Below are 15,256 nucleotides of genomic sequence, written 5' to 3' on the forward strand. Positions count from 1 at the left end.
CCATGACCGACACCACGCTCGCCCCCGGGCCGCGCACCGCCGTCGGTGCGGCCCGGGTCCCCCGACGCTTCGCGTCGCGCGGCCGTGCCGCCGGTGCGCTGCGGCTGCTGCCGTGGATCGGCTTCGCCGCCGTGCTGCTGCTCCCGGTCGCCGGCTTCCTGCTGGTCGCGATCAGCCCCAAGTCGCTGGGGCAGGGCGACTCCTGGTTCACCCTGTCCTCCTTCCAGCAGGTGCTCTCCGGCTGGACGCTGCACGCGCTGCTGGACTCGCTGCTGGTCGGGCTCGGCGCCGCCGTGCTCGCCACGGTCGTCGCCGTCGCGCTGGCCTGGCTGACGGAGCGCACCACGCTCGCCGGTCAGGGCCTGTGGCGGCTGCTGCTGTGGGCCCTGCTGCTGGCCCCCTCGTACCTCGAATCGCTGGGCTGGACCTGGCTGGTCGAGCAACAGGGCGTGCTGGACCGCATGCTGGGCCACGACCCGGCCGTGCTGCGGTCCGTGGTCTTCGGCCCGGTCGGCGTGATCTGGGTGCTCGCCTCACGCGGGGTGCCGTTCGCGTACCTGGCGATCACGGCCGTCCTGCGCGGTCTCGGCCGTGAGTTCGAGGACGCCGCGCGTACCCACGGCGGCGGTCGGCTGGCCACGGCGCGGGTCATCCTGCCGATGCTGGCGCCCGGCCTGTGGGCCGCGCTGGCGATCGTCTTCGCCGAGTCGATCTCCGACTACGGCGTGGCCGCGACGCTGGCTTCGCAGGGCAACTTCCCGCTGGTCACGGGGGCGATGGAGCAGTCCATCTCGACCTTCCCCGCCGACTTCCCGAGCGCCTCGGCGATGGGGTGGTTGCTGCTGGGGCTGGTCGGGATCGCCCTGCTGGCGCAGCGCCGGTCGATGCGCGGACGCAGCTTCCAGATCCTGTCCGGCCGCACCCGTCCGGCGCGCCGGACGCGGCTCGGGCTCGGCGGTCAGGTCGCGGCGCTCACCGGCGTCGTCGGCTTCTTCCTGGCCGCGGCCGGGGTCCCGGCCTTCGGCGCGGCGGCGGCCTCGCTGCTGCCCTCCGGTGGCCAGGTGTCGCTGTCCGCGCTGGGGCTGGGCAACTTCCGCCATGTGCTGCACTCGGGCGAGTTGATGTCCGCGCTCGGCTACTCGGCGCGCCTGGCCGCGATCACCGCGTGCGCGGCGGTCGTCCTCGGCGCCGTCGCCGGACGGGCGTTGGCCCGCCAGAGCGGCGGACGCGCCGGGCGACTGCTGGACCTGCTGCTGCTCGCCGCGATCGCGCTGCCCAGCGTGCTGCTGGCCAGCGGCTACATCTTCACCTACAACCTGCCCATCGCCTCCAGCCTCGGCATCGACCTGTACGGGACGACGACGCTGCTGGTGCTCGGCTACCTCGCGGGCGCGCTGCCGTCGGCAGCCCGGCTGCTGTCCGGGTCGCTCGGGCAGGTCAGCGACTCGCTGCTGTGGGCGGCCCGCACGCACGGCCGCCGCTCGGCGGCTGCCTGGACCGGAGCGGTTCTGCCGCTGGTCGCGGGCTCGCTGGTGTGGACCTGGCTGATCGCCTTCTGCGGCACCCTGCTGGAGCTGCCGGTCTCCCAACTCCTCGCCCCGCCGGGCGAGGAACCGCTGTCGGTGGCGATCACCCGGCAGCTTCAGGGGTACGACCTGGGTGCGGGTGCGGCGATGACGGTCGTGGTCGTCCTCGGCGCGCTGGTCCTGATCGCCGTCGTCCTCGGCGCGATGCGCCTGTTCCTGCCCGCGGCCCGTCGTCTGGAGGCCCTGTCGTGACCGAGCAACTGCAGGTCGAGAAGCTGAGCAAGTCCTTCGGGTCGACGCGGGTGCTGAACCAGGTCTCCTTCACCGTCGAACCGGGCCGGTTCCTGGTGCTGCTGGGGCCGTCCGGCTCCGGCAAGACCACGCTGCTGCGCTGCCTGGCGGGCATCGAGCGCGCCGACGGCGGCACCGTGCGCTTCGGCGGGCGAGCGCTGGCCGAGGGCAGGGTCCATCTGGCGCCGGACCGCCGGGATCTGGCGATGGTGTTCCAGGACTACGCCCTGTGGCCGCACATGTCCGCCGCCGGGAACGTCGGCTACGCGCTGCGGCGACGCCGGCTGCCCCGTCCGGAGGCGGAGCGCCGGGTGCAGGAGGTCCTCGAACGCGTCGGCCTGGCCGACCACACGGACCGCTATCCGCACCAGCTCTCCGGCGGCCAGCAGCAGCGCGTCGCCCTGGCCCGCGCGCTGGTCGCGAGCCCGGGACTGCTGCTCTTCGACGAGCCGCTCTCCAACCTGGACGCGGACCTGCGCGAGCGGCTGCGCGTGGAGATCTCCACGCTGACCCGCGAGAGCGGTGCCACCGCCGTCTACATCACCCACGACCAGTCCGAGGCCTTCGCGCTGGCCGACGAGGTCGGCATCCTGGAGGCCGGGCGCCTGGTCCAGCTCGCCACGCCGGAGTCCGTCTACCACCGCCCGTCCACCCCGTTCGTCGCCCGCTTCACCGGCCTGGCCGGGGAGTTGACGGGCCGTACGGACGGCCCTGCGCACCAGGACCGCGTCCTGCTGACCACGGAGGCGGGGTCGTTGGTCGCCACCTGCATGGGCCCGTGCGGCGCGGACGGGACGTCCGTCCAGGTCCTGATCCGTCCGGCGGCCGTCACGATCACGGACGCGCCGGACGCCCCGGACGCTTCGGTCGGCGGCGGTGACGGCCTGGCCGGTACGGTCACCGACACGGCGTACCGGGGACGCGGCTACGACCACGTCGTGGAACTCGCCGACGGCTCCCGGCTCACCGGCGTCTTCGACAGACAACCCCATCTGCGCGGCACCCCCGTCCGCGTCACTCTCGACCCGGACGGCTGCTTCGCCTACCCCACGTCGCCCTCGCACTCCGACGGCGACGACTCCCACCTGTTCAACCGCACACCCGTGGAGATCCCATGACCATCCGTCTTCGCTCAGAACTGCACCCTGGAGGTGGCCGATGACGTCGTACGTACTCTTCTTCACCGTCCTGCTCGCCTGTGCGGTGGAGGCCGTCGAGGCGTTGACGATCGTGCTGGCCGCAGGCACCAGCCGGCACTGGGGCTCGGCCTGGCAGGGCACCGTCGCTGCACTGCTGACCCTGGCGGCGACGGTCGCCGTGCTCGGCCCGGCCGTGGGACAGATCCCGTTGGGCGCGCTGCGCCTGGTCGTCGGCGCGCTGCTGCTGGTCTTCGGCCTGCAGTGGCTGCGCAAGGCGGTCATGCGCGGCTCCGGCTACAAGGCGCTCCACGACGAGGAGAAGGCCTTCGCCGAGGAGATCGCCGCAGCAGAAGGCGCGGCTGCCGGTGGACGCGGCCGGGTCAAGGACTGGTACGCGTTCACGCTGTCCTTCAAGGGCGTCTTCCTGGAGGGCCTGGAGGTGGCGTTCATCGTCGTCACCTTCGGCGACAACCAGCACGACATCCCGGTGGCCGTGCTCGGCGCGGTCGTCGCCGTGCTCGCCGTGGTCGCCGCCGGCTTCGCGGTCCGCGCGCCGCTCGCCAAGGTCCCCGAGAACACCATGAAGTTCGCCGTCGGGACGATGCTCACCTCGTTCGGCATGTTCTGGGCGGGCGAGGGCACCGGGGCCCACTGGCCCGGTTCGGACACGGCACTGCTGGTCATCGTCCCCGCCGTGGCCCTGCTGGCCATCGGATACACGGCGCTGCTGCGCCGGGCCCAGGCCAACGACCTGGCGGCTGCCGCCTCGTCCGCGTCCGCTTCCACCCCCGCCGACCCGGCACACCCCGAGGGGAGCCTCACATGAGCGTCATCGCCGCCCTCAAGTCCTTCGGGCAGTTCTGGTACGACTTCATCGTCGGCGACGACTGGCGCGTGGCGCTCGGCGTGGCCGTGGCCCTCGCGGCGACGTGGGGCCTGACGCAGTCCGGCGTGAACGCCTGGTGGCTGCTGCCGATCGCCGTCGCCGGACTGCTCGGCCTGTCACTGGCCCGGGTCGTCAAGGCCGCACGGCAGAAGTAGCGGCGCTGGTCGCGCCGCCCGATGTGAACTCGAAGAGGGGGATGACCGCCTGTCAGCGGCCGTCCCCCTCTTCGGCGTAGACGCGCCCGGCGTACTCGTCCAGCACCTGCGCGCACCGCTCCAGCGCGGCCTCGGCCGCCGCCTTGCCGGCGGCGCCGAGTTCGTCGCGCGCCGAGACCTTGGCGAACCAGTTGCGCAGCTTCACCAGGTCCTCGTCGTTCTCCTCCAACTCGGCGTAGGTGAAGTGCTCGGCCCGGTACTCCTTCTCGATCTGCCCGAGGAAGTCCTCGCAGCGGTCGACGATCTCCTCGTACTCGTCGTTGCGCGCCGCGTTGAACTGGTCCTCCATCTCGGCTCCGCCGCCGAGCACGCCCGCGTCAAGCAGCGACGCGGTGCCGCCCATCTCCACGATCTCGTTGCGCAGCAGCCGCAGCGCGCGCTCGGACGGGCCTCCGGCCGGCAGCGCGGCCACCGAGTTCTGCAGGTAGATCGCGCCCAGACCCTTGAGCTTCCGCCACACCCCCGCGCGCAACCGTGTCGGCTCCGCCGGGATCTTGTAGACCAGCACCAACCAACGCAGACCCACGGCCTGCCGCTCCGAGGCGCCCAGCCCCACGATCTTCCTCCCGCACCGATCCACTGCCTGCCGCAACAGTACGTGACCTGACCGCACTCCACGCAGTCCGCGCACTCCACGTGCCCGAGCCCACCCATCATGATCACGCCGACCGATGACGGCCGGTTGCAGTCGGGGTGGCGTACGAACCGTGGGCAGATGAACACGGAGCAGCGGCCCGGCCCGGCCCTCCCCTACCCTGCGGGCCGCGCGGTGCCGGGCGTGGCCCGCAGGGCGTTCGCGGGGCCGGGCGACACTCAACGGCCCGGCCCCACACCCGCGTTCAGCGCACGACGTTGACCGTGACCGGGTCGGACTCGGCATCCAGCCAGGTCTTGCCGCCCGTGGAACTCTGCACTCCCTCCAGCACTCCGCGCAGTTCCAGCACGCCCTGGTGGCCCGCACGGACCCAGCCGTACCCGACCGCGTTCTGCCGCGTCGGGTCGACGATCCGCCCGCACCACACGGTCTGCCAGGTGCCACTGGTGCCGTAGTGCTCCTGGACGCAGAACCGCTGCCATCCGCTGTTGTCGCTGACGCCGGTGCCGTGCACGGTGAACCACTGCCCGACGTGCTGGGCGTGCGGGCTCGCCTGGAAGTCGATGCTGCTCTTCGCCGACGCGCTGCCGATCCCGGCGACCGCGACGGTTCCCGCCATCGCGCCGACGGTGAGCAGTCGGGCAAAGGTCTGGAACACGATGTACCCCCTCAGGTGATCTCGTTGCTGACATCTGCCCTCACGCCCCGCCCGGCCCACCGGTTGCCCAGTCGTGAGGAGTCCGGCCGTTCAGCGGGGGTGCCCCCACCAGCCTGTCGTGCGCACCCCGACCTGTGACGGCCGCCCCGCAGCGGCTGTCACGCTCCGATGAGCCTGCGGGCGTGGGGCGTCCTAGCCTTGAGGAGTGAAGGGCGTATTCGTCGCGACCGCGACGGCCTGCGTCTTGGCCGCCGCCGCGGCGTGCAGCAGCAGTGGACCCTCCCGGTCCGTGAGCACCCCGACCCGCACGGTGACAGCCACGGTCACCCACCAGGCCGCGCCCGCCCCTGCGCCGGCCACCACCGCGTCCACGTACCCGGCTTCGCCCTCGTCCAGGGCCCCGACGCCGGCACCGAGGGTGACCGTCACCACCACCGCGCCTGCGCCTCACCACCCGGCCGCGCCGTCCTCCACCGCGCGAGCCGCAGCACCCACGGCGCCCCCGGCGCCCACGGTGACCGTCACGACGACAGCGACTCCGCGCCCGCCACCCGCGCCCCCAGCACCTCCGACGTCGACCGCCCCGGCCACGTCCACTCCGGCCACGTCCAGTCCGCCGCTGACCAACGCCTCGGCCGTGGTCGAGCAGTACTACCAGGACCTCACCGACCACGACTACGCCGCCGCCTGGGCCCTCGGCGGCAGGAACATCGCAGGCGAAAGCTACGCGCAGTACGTCGCCGGCTTCGCCGACACCGCGTCGATCAGCCTCGGCACGGTCAGCGACTTCGGCGCCTCCCAGGTCCACGCCGTGCTCTACGCGACCCAGACCGACGGCACGCTCCAGGTCTACGAGGGGACGTACACCGTCACCAACGGCCAGCTGGTGGGCGCGTCCATCCGACGCATCCAGTGACGCGTCAGCTCTCACGACGCCGCACTCCACGCCGCGCGCATCCCGGGCGCCGAGCAGCTCACCTCGGCCACTGACGCTGTTTGTCAGTGGGGCGTCCTAGCGTGGGTGGGGACACAGGATCCGCGACGAGAGACGAGGGCTTCCCATGACCACCCTGCCCGACCGCCCGAACAGCGCTCTGCTGATCATCGACGTCCAGAACGGCGTGGTCGAGCGGGTCCACGACCGTGAGCGTGTGATTGCGAACATCGACACTCTCGTCGGGAAGGCCCGCGCGGAGAACGTGCCGGTGGTCTGGGTGCAGCACTCCGACGGCGACCTCGAGCGCGGCAGCGAGGCCTGGCACTACGTGCCCGAGCTGGTCCGGCTGGCCGAGGAGCCGCTCGTCCACAAGTCCCACGGCGACGCGTTCGAGGAGACCGACCTGGAGGCGCAGCTCGCCGCGCGCGGGGTGGGCCGGCTCGTGGTCACCGGTGCCCAGACGGACGCGTGCGTCCGCTGCACCCTCCACGGGGCCATGGTCCGCGGCTACGACGCCACACTAGTCGGCGACGCCCACACGACCGAGGACCACTCCGCCTACGGCGCCCCCTCCCCGGCCCAGGTGATCGCGCACACCAACCTGTACTGGCAGTACCAGAGCGCTCCCGGTCGCCAGGGCGGGACTGTCGACACGGAGAAGGTCAGCTTCGACTGAGCACATCGGTTGAGCACATCAGCGGCGTCATGGGGCACTCCTGCTGCTGCGCCGAGTCCAGTTGACGCCTGGTCACGGACGCGACGCGGGCGCACGGGGCCGGGCGCGCGGATTCACCCGTCCGAACAGGTGACCTCTCGGCCGGGCAGCCACGTCCAGACGCGTCCACCAGGCAAGAGTGGTTCGCGTACAGCCCGTGCTCCGGGCCTGTGTTCGAGCGGAGGAGACCTCACAGATGCGCGTTCCCGTTCGCCTCGTAGCAGCGCTGCTGCCCCTCGCTGCCCTGATCGCCCCTTGTTCCGCGCAGGCGGTGGCCCACCCGGTGGCCGCCGACCACACCGCGGGCGTCCGCGGCGGGAGCCCGGACTCCGCGGCCCACCGGGTGGCCGACTTCTACGGCGCCTACGTCGACGCCGTCTCCGACGGCACGGACAGCCTCGGCCACGAACTCCGCAGCCACTACCTCACCCGCGACTTCCAGCACCGGCTGACCGTCTGGGAGGAGGCCAACCACGCCGACGGCGTCCTGCGCGCCCAGGACGTGCCGACCCACTGGCAGGTCAGCTACCACGACTCGGGCGCCGGACACCTCTTCACCACGGTCACCCTCACCTGGGGCACCGGCCCCCACGCCACTCACACCAGGCTGGCGGTGCAGAGCGACCTGAGCACCAAGCTGATCTCGGACATCCAGGAGGAAGCCTGATCCCTGGCCCCCGGTGACCTGCTGGTAGCGTGCGGCGGCGTGAACGACAGCGTGAAGGACTCCGTGTACGTGGGTAATGCCGGCGCCGACGCGGCGCTGGACCGTGGTTGGATCCTGGGCCACTTCAAGGAGCCCGGCGATCCGCGCCACAGCGAGGACGTGGAGATCAAGTGGGGCGTCCACCCGGCCGGTGACAAGCGGCTGGAGTGGGTCGAGGGCGAGCACCGGACGGCCCTGCTGGTGCTGATCAGCGGCCGGTTCCGGATGGAGTTCCGCGACCGGAGCGTGGTGCTGGAGCGTCAGGGTGAGTACGTGGTGTGGGGTCGGGGCGTCGACCACTCCTGGGTCGCCGAGGAGGAGTCCGTCGTCATGACGGTCCGGTGGCCGTCCGTCCCCGGCTACGCGGTGCAGCCGCCCACCGAGGAGTAACGACCCGTGCGGCGCGGGTAGCGTGACGGGCATGAATGCCGATCGCACCGGTCAGTTGACAGAGGAACTCCGCTCCGCGGAACGCCGGCTTCAAGCCGCGCAGCTTGCCGCTGACGCCGATGCACTTGATGTGCTGCTCGACGACCGCCTGGTCTTCACCGGGCCCGACGGACGCCTGTACGGCAAGAATGACGACCTGGAGATCCAGAAGGGCGGTCGTCAACGCCTCACGCGCGTCGACGAGGAGGACCTCACGGTCCTGGTCGACGGCGCGACCGGCGTCACCTGGTTCCTCGGCACGCTCGCCGGAGCGCTCGAGGGGCAGGAATTCACCGCGCGCGTGCGCTACACCCGCACCTGGGTCCATACGCCGGGGAACGGCTGGCGCGTCGTCGCCGCTCACGTCAGCCCCGCCTGAGACCGGGCGCTCACCGGGGCCGACGAGGACACCCGCCTGGGCGCCCTCAGCCCGTACCAGCGCACCGCGCTGGCCGCCGCGCTCGCGCGCGTCCCCGCGGACTGAGCTCCGACCTCCCGCTCCCGGCTCCTGACTTCAGACTTCAGACTCCCGACATCTGACCCCTGACGTCCGACTCCGACTGTGCGCTCTCCGGAGGACATCGGTCTTGGCGGCGGCCATCGCGTGGTAGCCATCAGCCACCACGTCCTCGGCCGCCCCAGGAGCACCCGTGCCGGACCACCCGCCCTCCCCTGCCGCGCTCGCCCTCCCGACGACCCGCCGCGCCGTGCTGCGGAGCGCCACGGTCCTGGTGACGGCCGCCGTCGGCCTCCCCCAACTGGCCACCGGTGCCGCGGCTGCAGTCGCGGCACCAGCCACAGCCAACCGCTCGGGCCGCGAGCTGCGCGGCGAGTGGATCGCAACCGTCCGCAACGCCAACTGGCCGTCCCGGCCCGGGCTGACGCCGACCGAGCAGCGGGCGGAGCTCGTCCGACTGTTCGACCACGCCGCCCGGCTCGGGCTGAACTCCGTGTTCGTGCAGGTGCGCCCGACCGCCGACGCCTTCTGGCCGTCGCCGTTCGAGCCGTGGTCGCAGTATCTGACCGGTGTTCAGGGCCAGGACCCCGGCTACGACCCGCTCGGCTTCATGGTCGACGCCGCCCATGCGCGCGGCCTCGCCCTGCACGCGTGGTTCAACCCCTACCGTGTCTCGGTCCATGACGACGTGGGGGCGCTCGTCCCCGACCATCCCGCCCGACGGCACCCCGACTGGGTGGTTCGCTACGGCGGGCAACTCCTCTACAACCCCGGCGTCCCGGCCGCGCGCGCCTTCGTCGAGGACGCGATCCTGGACGCGGTCGCGCGCTACCCGATCGACGGCGTCCACTTCGACGACTACTTCTACCCCTACCCGGACGGCACCACGCCCTTCCCCGACGACGACGCGTTCGCGACGTACGGCCAAGGCTCAGGCTGGACCGACCGCGCCGCCTGGCGGCGCCACAACGTGGACCTGCTGGTGCGTGAGATGCAGGCCCGGGTGCGTGCCGTCCGTCCCGAAGCGGCCTTCGGCGTCAGCCCGTTCGGTACCTGGCGGAACGCCTCGACCGACCCGCGCGGCTCGGCCACCGCAAACCTCCAGTCCTACGACGACCTCAGTGCGGACACCCTTCGCTGGGTCCGCAACGGCTGGGTCGACTACATCGCCCCGCAGCTGTATTGGAGCATCGGCACGCGCGTCGCCGACTACGCGGTGCTGGCCCGGTGGTGGGCGAACGCCGTCGACGGCACAAACGTCCAGCTGTGGATCGGGCAGGGCGTCTTCAGAGTGGGCATCCCCGGCCAGCCCGCCGCCTGGCAGGACCCCGGCGAGTTGTCGCGCCACCTCACGCTCGACGCGAGCCTGCCGCAGATCGACGGCGAACTCCTGTACAGCTGCACGGACGTGATCGCCGACCGGCTCGGCGGCGTCAGCACGCTGGCTGCCGACCACTGGCAACGGCCCGCGCTGCCGCCGGTCCTCCACCGACTCGCCGCAGGCCGACCGCCGCTGCCGCCGCTGGTCGCGGCGGCTCCCGGCTCCGCCACCGGAACGGTCACCCTGACGTTGCGCGCGCGGGCGGAGCACGCCGCCCCGAGCCGCTATGCGATCCGGCTGCAGCGCCAGAACTCGAAGGCCGCCCTCGGCACGCTGGTCGCCGTTCTCCCCGGCGCGCCCTCCGCGTCATGGACCGGACCCGCCGCGGCCGACGGCTGGAGCTACGCGGCGACGTCCGTCGACCGCGCCAACCGGGAGAGCACGCCTGTCTCCGCCGACTGAATCGGACAGCATCGCCCGTCAGCCGACGCTTGCCTCGACCGTCAGACGTCCCTCGCTCAGGACCAGGTGGGTGTCCGCCCAGGCGTACGGCGCCGGGCCCTGGGTGACGATCAGCACCGCACGGTCCGCCGTGCGACGGCGCAGCGCGGCCACGGCCGCGGCGGCGGACTGCGGGTCCAGGCCCGCCGTGGGCTCGTCCAGGATCCAGACCGCGGAGTCGCGCAGGTACGCGCGGGCGAGCGCGAGTCGGCGCAGCTCGCCGCCCGAGAGCTGGGGCTGGAGGGGGTCGAGGACGGTGTCGTAGCCCTGCGGCAGGCGGGACACCGCCTCGTGGAGGCCCGCCTCCCGCGCCGCTGCGGTGATCTGGGCGCGGGTCGCGTCCGGTCGGGCCACGGCGATGTTGTCGCCGACCGGAGCAGGGAGCAGGTCGGTGTGCTGCGGCACCAGGGTGAGTTCGTCGCGCAGGCGCTCGGTGGGGAGTTGGTCCGGTCGGCGGCCGTTCAGCAGCACCTGACCGTCGGTCGCGTCGACGAGCCGGAGAGCGAGGCGTACCAGCGTGGACTTCCCGGACCCGCTCGGCCCGGACACGACGACGGTTCGGCCCGCGCCGAGCACGAGGGACACCTCGCGCAGCGTGTCCTGCTCGGCGCCGGGGTAGCGGACCGAGACGTCGCTGAACTCCAGTGCTGCGGCGGACGCTTCAGGCTCCGCCGCGCCGCCGACGGCACCTACGCCCTCCGCGACCGGCGCGTCCCAGATCTCGGCGACCCGATCCGCGGCAGCGGTGGCGGTGGTGAACAGCAGTGCGGTGCGCCCCAATGACTGCAACGGCGGGTAGAGACACCCGAGGAAGGCCGCGAAGGACATGAGTTGACCGACCGTCATCCGGTGGTGCCCGACCTCCCAGGTGCCGAGACCGATCACGCCCAGCACACAGCCGGCCTCCAGGACCACGACTACCTGGTGGTAGCACTCCTCCAGCCGCACCGCCGCCATGGTGGCCCGCAGCCAGCCGCCCGCCTCGACGTCGAGCCGCTGCTCCTCCTCCCCCCGGCGGCCGAACATCCGACGCAGCGTCCCACCCCGCAGCGACTCCTCGATCACCGCGCTCACCGCACCGTCGGCGGCACGCTGCGCGCGGGCGGCGACCTCCGCGCGGTCCGTCATCACCCGTGCGACCAGCCAGAACACGGGCGCGGCAGTGAGTACGGCCAGAGCCATGTCCCAGCGCAGCCAGAACAGCGCGGCACTGAACAGCACGGCGCTGACCACCGCGGACGCGATGCCGATCGCGCCGGTCACCGCCAGTTCCTCCACGGCAGCGACGTCACCGGTCAGCCGCTCGACGAGGTCGCCGGGGCGGTGGCGCCGGAAGAAGTCGGCCGGAAGCCGCTGCAGGTGCGCGAAGACCCGCGCCCGCAGGCGCAGGATGAACCGCTCCCCGACCCACGCACCCAGACAGTTGCCGCCGAACCCGACCAGCGCGGCAAGGAGGCTGACGGCCAGCCAGACGCCTGCGGGCCCCCAGTACGCCCGCAGCGAGCCCGTCTGCAACGCGCTGTCGGTCAGCTCCCCGAAGAGCAACACCGCCACGGTCTCCGCCAGCGCGGTCACCACCAGCGACACGCTGACCAGCACCAGCCAGCGCCGGTCACCTCGCGTCAACGGCCAGAACCGCACCAGCGCACGGAGCCCGGACGCGTCCGCCTGCGCCGGCTCCGTCGACTCCCCCGACTCCGCCGGCGCATCGCCGTCGTCGTCCACTGCGGACGACCGCCGGCCTGGTAGCGCCTCGACTTCGGCATCCGCCGGAGCGGAGATCCCCGCCTCCTGCGTCGGCGTGGACGTACCCATCCGCCCCACTCCTCTCGAATCCCCACAACTGACCACAACTCATGCCGAAGGGGCGGGTCCGCTGCCCCGTGCCGCGGACCCGCCCCGAAGTGACTCTCGCCGTCTACCGCCTCAGCGGCGACGTTCAGCGGCCGTGACGGCCCCAGCCGTGGCGGCAGTGGTGCCGACGGTCGTGGTGGCGGTCGTGCTTCCAGCCGTGGCGACGGAGGCCCGGGAAACGAAGGCTCATCAGAGTTCTCCTTCTCAAAGATCCTTACTGATTCCAGTTCCAGCACTCGGTGGAGGAACTGAGTAGATCGTGGCAAAACTTCGAGACGAAGGTGGCGTTCTGTTGCTGAGAGACACGTGAGATTACACGGCGTCAGTTCACGTCTGGCACTCAAGAAAATAAGCCGAACGTGGGACGGTGTCCGTCACGCGGACGGAGCAACGAATATCCGACGTACACAAATCGCAGCTGCTCGAGGGCTCCGGTGAGCAGTGCCATGACCGCGCGATCCAGATGAGAAACTCTCACCCGGCGGCGGAGGTCACGACGCGCCGCCCTCGCCGGGCCTGCGGCGTTGGTACTCGTTGTACATGCGCTTGTTCTCCGCCAGCGTCTCGTCGACCGCCCGCTTCACCGGGCTGCCGCCCTCGTCCCGCTCCTCCCGTCGATCATTCGCAACGAAGGATGAAGGGCGCCGCGGTGCTTCCCCGAGCCTCGCCCTGTCGGCCGCAGCCCGGTCCGCTGCAGCCCGGTCCGCCGCAGCCTGCCGCCGCGCCTCCCGCTGCCGCCATTCCTCCCACCGGGCCTCGGTGAGCCACAAGGAGCCACCTCCGGGGAGTCCGGTCCCGAGCAGCAGCGAACGGCTCGCCTCGGACCTGACCGCGCCTTGGCGTTCAAGCTCCGCCAGCACCGCTTCCAACGCGGTGGGCGAGGTGCGCGGCGGGCGGCTTCTGAACCGGCGATATCTGAAGGCGCCGCGCTTCGCGTCGAGAGCCAGCGCGATCGTCCCCGCCGACGTCGGTTTCGTCATGGTCTCCATGACGTCGAGGACTTCCTGCGGTGTCGGGCTGTAGGTCGGTTCTTTCCATCGCTCGCGTCGCCCCATGGAACCCGGCCTCCCCGCTCGTCGCGCTTCCACCCCGTTGGTCGTCGGTCATGTGTACCGACGAGCGCGGAAGCGGCTCCGGTTCTGTACGGATAGGGTCGTGGCCATGAGCGCCTACGAACCGATGCCCTTTCACCTCGAAACCGAGCGGCTGATCCTGGAACTGGGGACCGGGGCGGACGCCGAGGAACTGTGCGCCCTGGTCGGCGAGCGCGAAAGCGACGGAACGACCGTCGAGCGGGCCCGGGCATACATCGAGGAGGCGCGTGTCGAAGCCGCGAAGAACGGCTTCGCACTGCTGCACATCCGTCGACGCGACGAGGGGGACTTCATCGGCTACTGCGGCCTGCTGATCGGCCGTGGCTCCCCCGAAGAGCCCGAGATCGGCTACGAGCTGTTCAAGCGGGTGCACGGGAACGGCTACGCCACCGAGGCGGCCCGCGTCGTCGTGGAGGCCGCGGCGGCGACCGGGCGGCAACGGCTCTGGGCCACCGTGGGCGGCTGGAACGCTCCGTCGTTCCGGGTGCTCGAAAAGGTCGGGTTCGAGCGGGACCACGTCACCCTGGACGAGAAGGGCCGCGATCGGGTGTGGATGACGCGCACGCTACCGTGACGACGTACGTAGGCACGTACCGCGCCTGCATAGCTTCGCGCACGCCCAGGTACCACGCATCGTTCGTCAACCGACGGTGCCGGTGCTCGGGGACCGCCTGCGCCAGGCGCCGAACCCTCGCCGTATCCCCGCCCAACTCTTGGTGTTCACAAGGACGTTGAAGATGAGGAACAGTCACATCCGGACACCGGTGTGACCTGCGTCGCCCCTTCGTGCACCTTCTGAGGTGATCTTGTGAAGGTCTGCGGCCGATTGCATAACGATGCTGCCCCACGCGGGGGCCCGATCTTGTTCACGCGCAGGTCCGGGCCCTAGGTTCCCGCCATGTCCAGCTCTCCGTTGATCAGCTTCGTCCTGCCTGCGCACGACTCGCGCAAAAGCCTGGAGCCCTGCCTGCAGTCCCTCCTGGGCCAGTCGTTCCAGGACCTGGAGGTCATCGTCGTCGCGGACGCGTCGCCCGAGTGCCCGGTCGACCTGATCGAGGACCTCGCACGGACCGACCGACGCGTCACCGTCGTGCGGCTGGACGAGGTCGCGAGCATCGGCCGGATCCGGAACGCGGGCGTCGCCCGTGCAACCGGGCAGTACGTGGGTTTCCTCGACACCGACCTCATCGTCTGGGGCGGCGCCGTTCAGGCGATGGCGGACCGGCTGGCGAGCTCTCCGGGGCTGAAGATGCTGCTCTTCGACCACAACCGGCTGCACCTCGGCAAATCCTGGCCCGGCGCCGCCTCCGACCTGCTGGCCCGTCAGGGGCGCGCCCCCTTCCGCCTCACCAACCAGCCGGAGCTGTTCGGCACCGCCGCGCACTGCTGGGACAAGCTGTTCCGTCGCGAGTTCTGGAACGAACAGGCACTCAGCTTCCCGGACGGGCTGCACGAGGAGATCCCGGTCGTGTACCGGGCCATGCTCGCCGCCGGCAGCGCCGCCGTGCTGCAGTGGGACTGCGTGCAGATCCGGCGCAGGCACACGCAGCACCCGGCCGGATCGCCGGGCGGCACGCAGTTCGACGTCTTCGAGCGGTACGAGGAGACGTTCGGCATGCTGGACGACGGCCTCCGGGCGACCGTGGCACCGCACCTGTTCACCCGGATGATCCGTCACTACCTCTTCCTGCTCGCCCTGGCCGACTGCATCCCCACCGACGAGCGGCAGGCGTTCTTCCAGAAGGCCAGTGAGCATTACCAGCGCTACCAGCCGAGCGGCTACGAGCGCCCGAAGGGCAAGGAGGGCGTCAGGTTCCAGCTGATGGCCAACGGCGCCTACGGCGCGTTCCAGGGTGCCAAGCTGCCGATGCTGGTCCGCGGCGTACTGGGCCGCTCCTGACGCCGCGGGCCCGGCCTGACCCACACGACAGC

The 15,256-nt window shown here is 71.6% G+C and carries 16 protein-coding genes and 1 pseudogene; 12 read left to right on the plus strand and 5 right to left on the minus strand.

Going from position 1 to position 15,256, the window contains the following annotated elements; genetic code table 11:
* Positions 1-2 precede the first annotated feature (2 nt).
* The 4 genes from ABH940_RS17985 to ABH940_RS18000 are packed head-to-tail and all read left to right on the plus strand — an operon-like array spanning position 3 to position 3,997.
* Complete coding sequence (locus ABH940_RS17985) at positions 3-1,778, plus strand: ABC transporter permease (protein ID WP_370065955.1); 1,776 nt, start codon at positions 3-5, stop codon at positions 1,776-1,778.
* Positions 1,775-2,935: an ABC transporter ATP-binding protein gene (locus ABH940_RS17990; protein ID WP_370065953.1), complete on the plus strand. Its 1,161-nt coding sequence runs from the start codon at positions 1,775-1,777 to the stop codon at positions 2,933-2,935. The genes ABH940_RS17985 and ABH940_RS17990 overlap by 4 nt, the downstream gene beginning before the upstream one ends.
* Positions 2,936-2,975: 40 nt before the next feature.
* Positions 2,976-3,782, plus strand: coding sequence for a COG4280 domain-containing protein (locus tag ABH940_RS17995; protein ID WP_370105701.1), 807 nt, complete (start codon positions 2,976-2,978; stop codon positions 3,780-3,782).
* Positions 3,779-3,997, plus strand: coding sequence for a hypothetical protein (locus tag ABH940_RS18000; RefSeq protein WP_370065949.1), 219 nt, complete (start codon positions 3,779-3,781; stop codon positions 3,995-3,997). The genes ABH940_RS17995 and ABH940_RS18000 overlap by 4 nt, the downstream gene beginning before the upstream one ends.
* A gap of 52 nt (positions 3,998-4,049) precedes the next feature.
* On the opposite strand, the gene ABH940_RS18005 is transcribed toward ABH940_RS18000, so the two are convergent.
* The 3 genes from ABH940_RS18005 to ABH940_RS18015 form a co-directional block, all read right to left on the minus strand.
* Positions 4,050-4,613 (minus strand): Chromate resistance protein ChrB, encoded by a 564-nt coding sequence (locus ABH940_RS18005; RefSeq protein ID WP_370105702.1) that lies wholly within the window; start codon positions 4,611-4,613, stop codon positions 4,050-4,052.
* Between the two features lie 283 nt (positions 4,614-4,896).
* Positions 4,897-5,310 carry a hypothetical protein gene (locus tag ABH940_RS18010; RefSeq protein ID WP_370065945.1) on the minus strand — a complete coding sequence of 138 codons (414 nt, stop codon included), beginning with the start codon at positions 5,308-5,310 and terminating at the stop codon, positions 4,897-4,899.
* Positions 5,311-5,502: 192 nt separating this feature from the next.
* A complete protein-coding gene (locus tag ABH940_RS18015; RefSeq protein ID WP_370065943.1) occupies positions 5,503-5,739 on the minus strand; it encodes a hypothetical protein in 237 nt (78 codons plus the stop codon).
* Here ABH940_RS18015 and ABH940_RS18020 point away from each other — a divergent pair.
* From ABH940_RS18020 to ABH940_RS18045, 6 genes and pseudogenes are all read left to right on the plus strand, one after another.
* A complete protein-coding gene (locus ABH940_RS18020; RefSeq protein WP_370105703.1) occupies positions 5,729-6,226 on the plus strand; it encodes a hypothetical protein in 498 nt (165 codons plus the stop codon). The genes ABH940_RS18015 and ABH940_RS18020 overlap by 11 nt on opposite strands.
* A gap of 145 nt (positions 6,227-6,371) precedes the next feature.
* The gene (locus ABH940_RS18025; protein WP_370065939.1) at positions 6,372-6,923 is read left to right on the plus strand and encodes an isochorismatase family protein; all 552 of its coding nucleotides are present in this window, start codon (positions 6,372-6,374) and stop codon (positions 6,921-6,923) included.
* Between the two features lie 235 nt (positions 6,924-7,158).
* Positions 7,159-7,629, plus strand: coding sequence for a hypothetical protein (locus ABH940_RS18030; protein ID WP_370065937.1), 471 nt, complete (start codon positions 7,159-7,161; stop codon positions 7,627-7,629).
* A 51-nt stretch (positions 7,630-7,680) separates the two neighbouring features.
* Positions 7,681-8,058: a signal peptidase I gene (locus ABH940_RS18035; RefSeq protein WP_370066100.1), complete on the plus strand. Its 378-nt coding sequence runs from the start codon at positions 7,681-7,683 to the stop codon at positions 8,056-8,058.
* Positions 8,059-8,089: 31 nt separating this feature from the next.
* On the plus strand, positions 8,090-8,476 hold the full coding sequence (locus ABH940_RS18040; RefSeq protein ID WP_370105704.1) for a nuclear transport factor 2 family protein: 387 nt from the start codon (positions 8,090-8,092) through the stop codon (positions 8,474-8,476).
* Between the two features lie 349 nt (positions 8,477-8,825).
* A pseudogene (locus ABH940_RS18045) lies at positions 8,826-10,034 on the plus strand (glycoside hydrolase family 10 protein); the annotation flags it as partial.
* Positions 10,035-10,355: 321 nt separating this feature from the next.
* Here the strand turns inward: ABH940_RS18045 and ABH940_RS18050 are convergent.
* The gene (locus ABH940_RS18050; protein ID WP_370065934.1) at positions 10,356-12,191 is read right to left on the minus strand and encodes an ABC transporter ATP-binding protein; all 1,836 of its coding nucleotides are present in this window, start codon (positions 12,189-12,191) and stop codon (positions 10,356-10,358) included.
* A gap of 530 nt (positions 12,192-12,721) precedes the next feature.
* Positions 12,722-13,210, minus strand: coding sequence for a hypothetical protein (locus tag ABH940_RS18055; RefSeq protein WP_370105705.1), 489 nt, complete (start codon positions 13,208-13,210; stop codon positions 12,722-12,724).
* Between the two features lie 181 nt (positions 13,211-13,391).
* Between ABH940_RS18055 and ABH940_RS18060 the strand changes: the two genes are divergently transcribed.
* Both ABH940_RS18060 and ABH940_RS18065 read left to right on the plus strand, forming a co-directional pair.
* Complete coding sequence (locus tag ABH940_RS18060) at positions 13,392-13,898, plus strand: GNAT family N-acetyltransferase (protein WP_370065930.1); 507 nt, start codon at positions 13,392-13,394, stop codon at positions 13,896-13,898.
* Between the two features lie 324 nt (positions 13,899-14,222).
* Positions 14,223-15,224 carry a glycosyltransferase family 2 protein gene (locus ABH940_RS18065; protein ID WP_370065928.1) on the plus strand — a complete coding sequence of 334 codons (1,002 nt, stop codon included), beginning with the start codon at positions 14,223-14,225 and terminating at the stop codon, positions 15,222-15,224.
* The last annotated feature ends 32 nt before the right edge of the window (positions 15,225-15,256 follow it).

This window comes from Streptacidiphilus sp. BW17 (assembly GCF_041262485.1).
In the GTDB taxonomy this organism is placed as follows: domain Bacteria; phylum Actinomycetota; class Actinomycetes; order Streptomycetales; family Streptomycetaceae; genus Streptacidiphilus.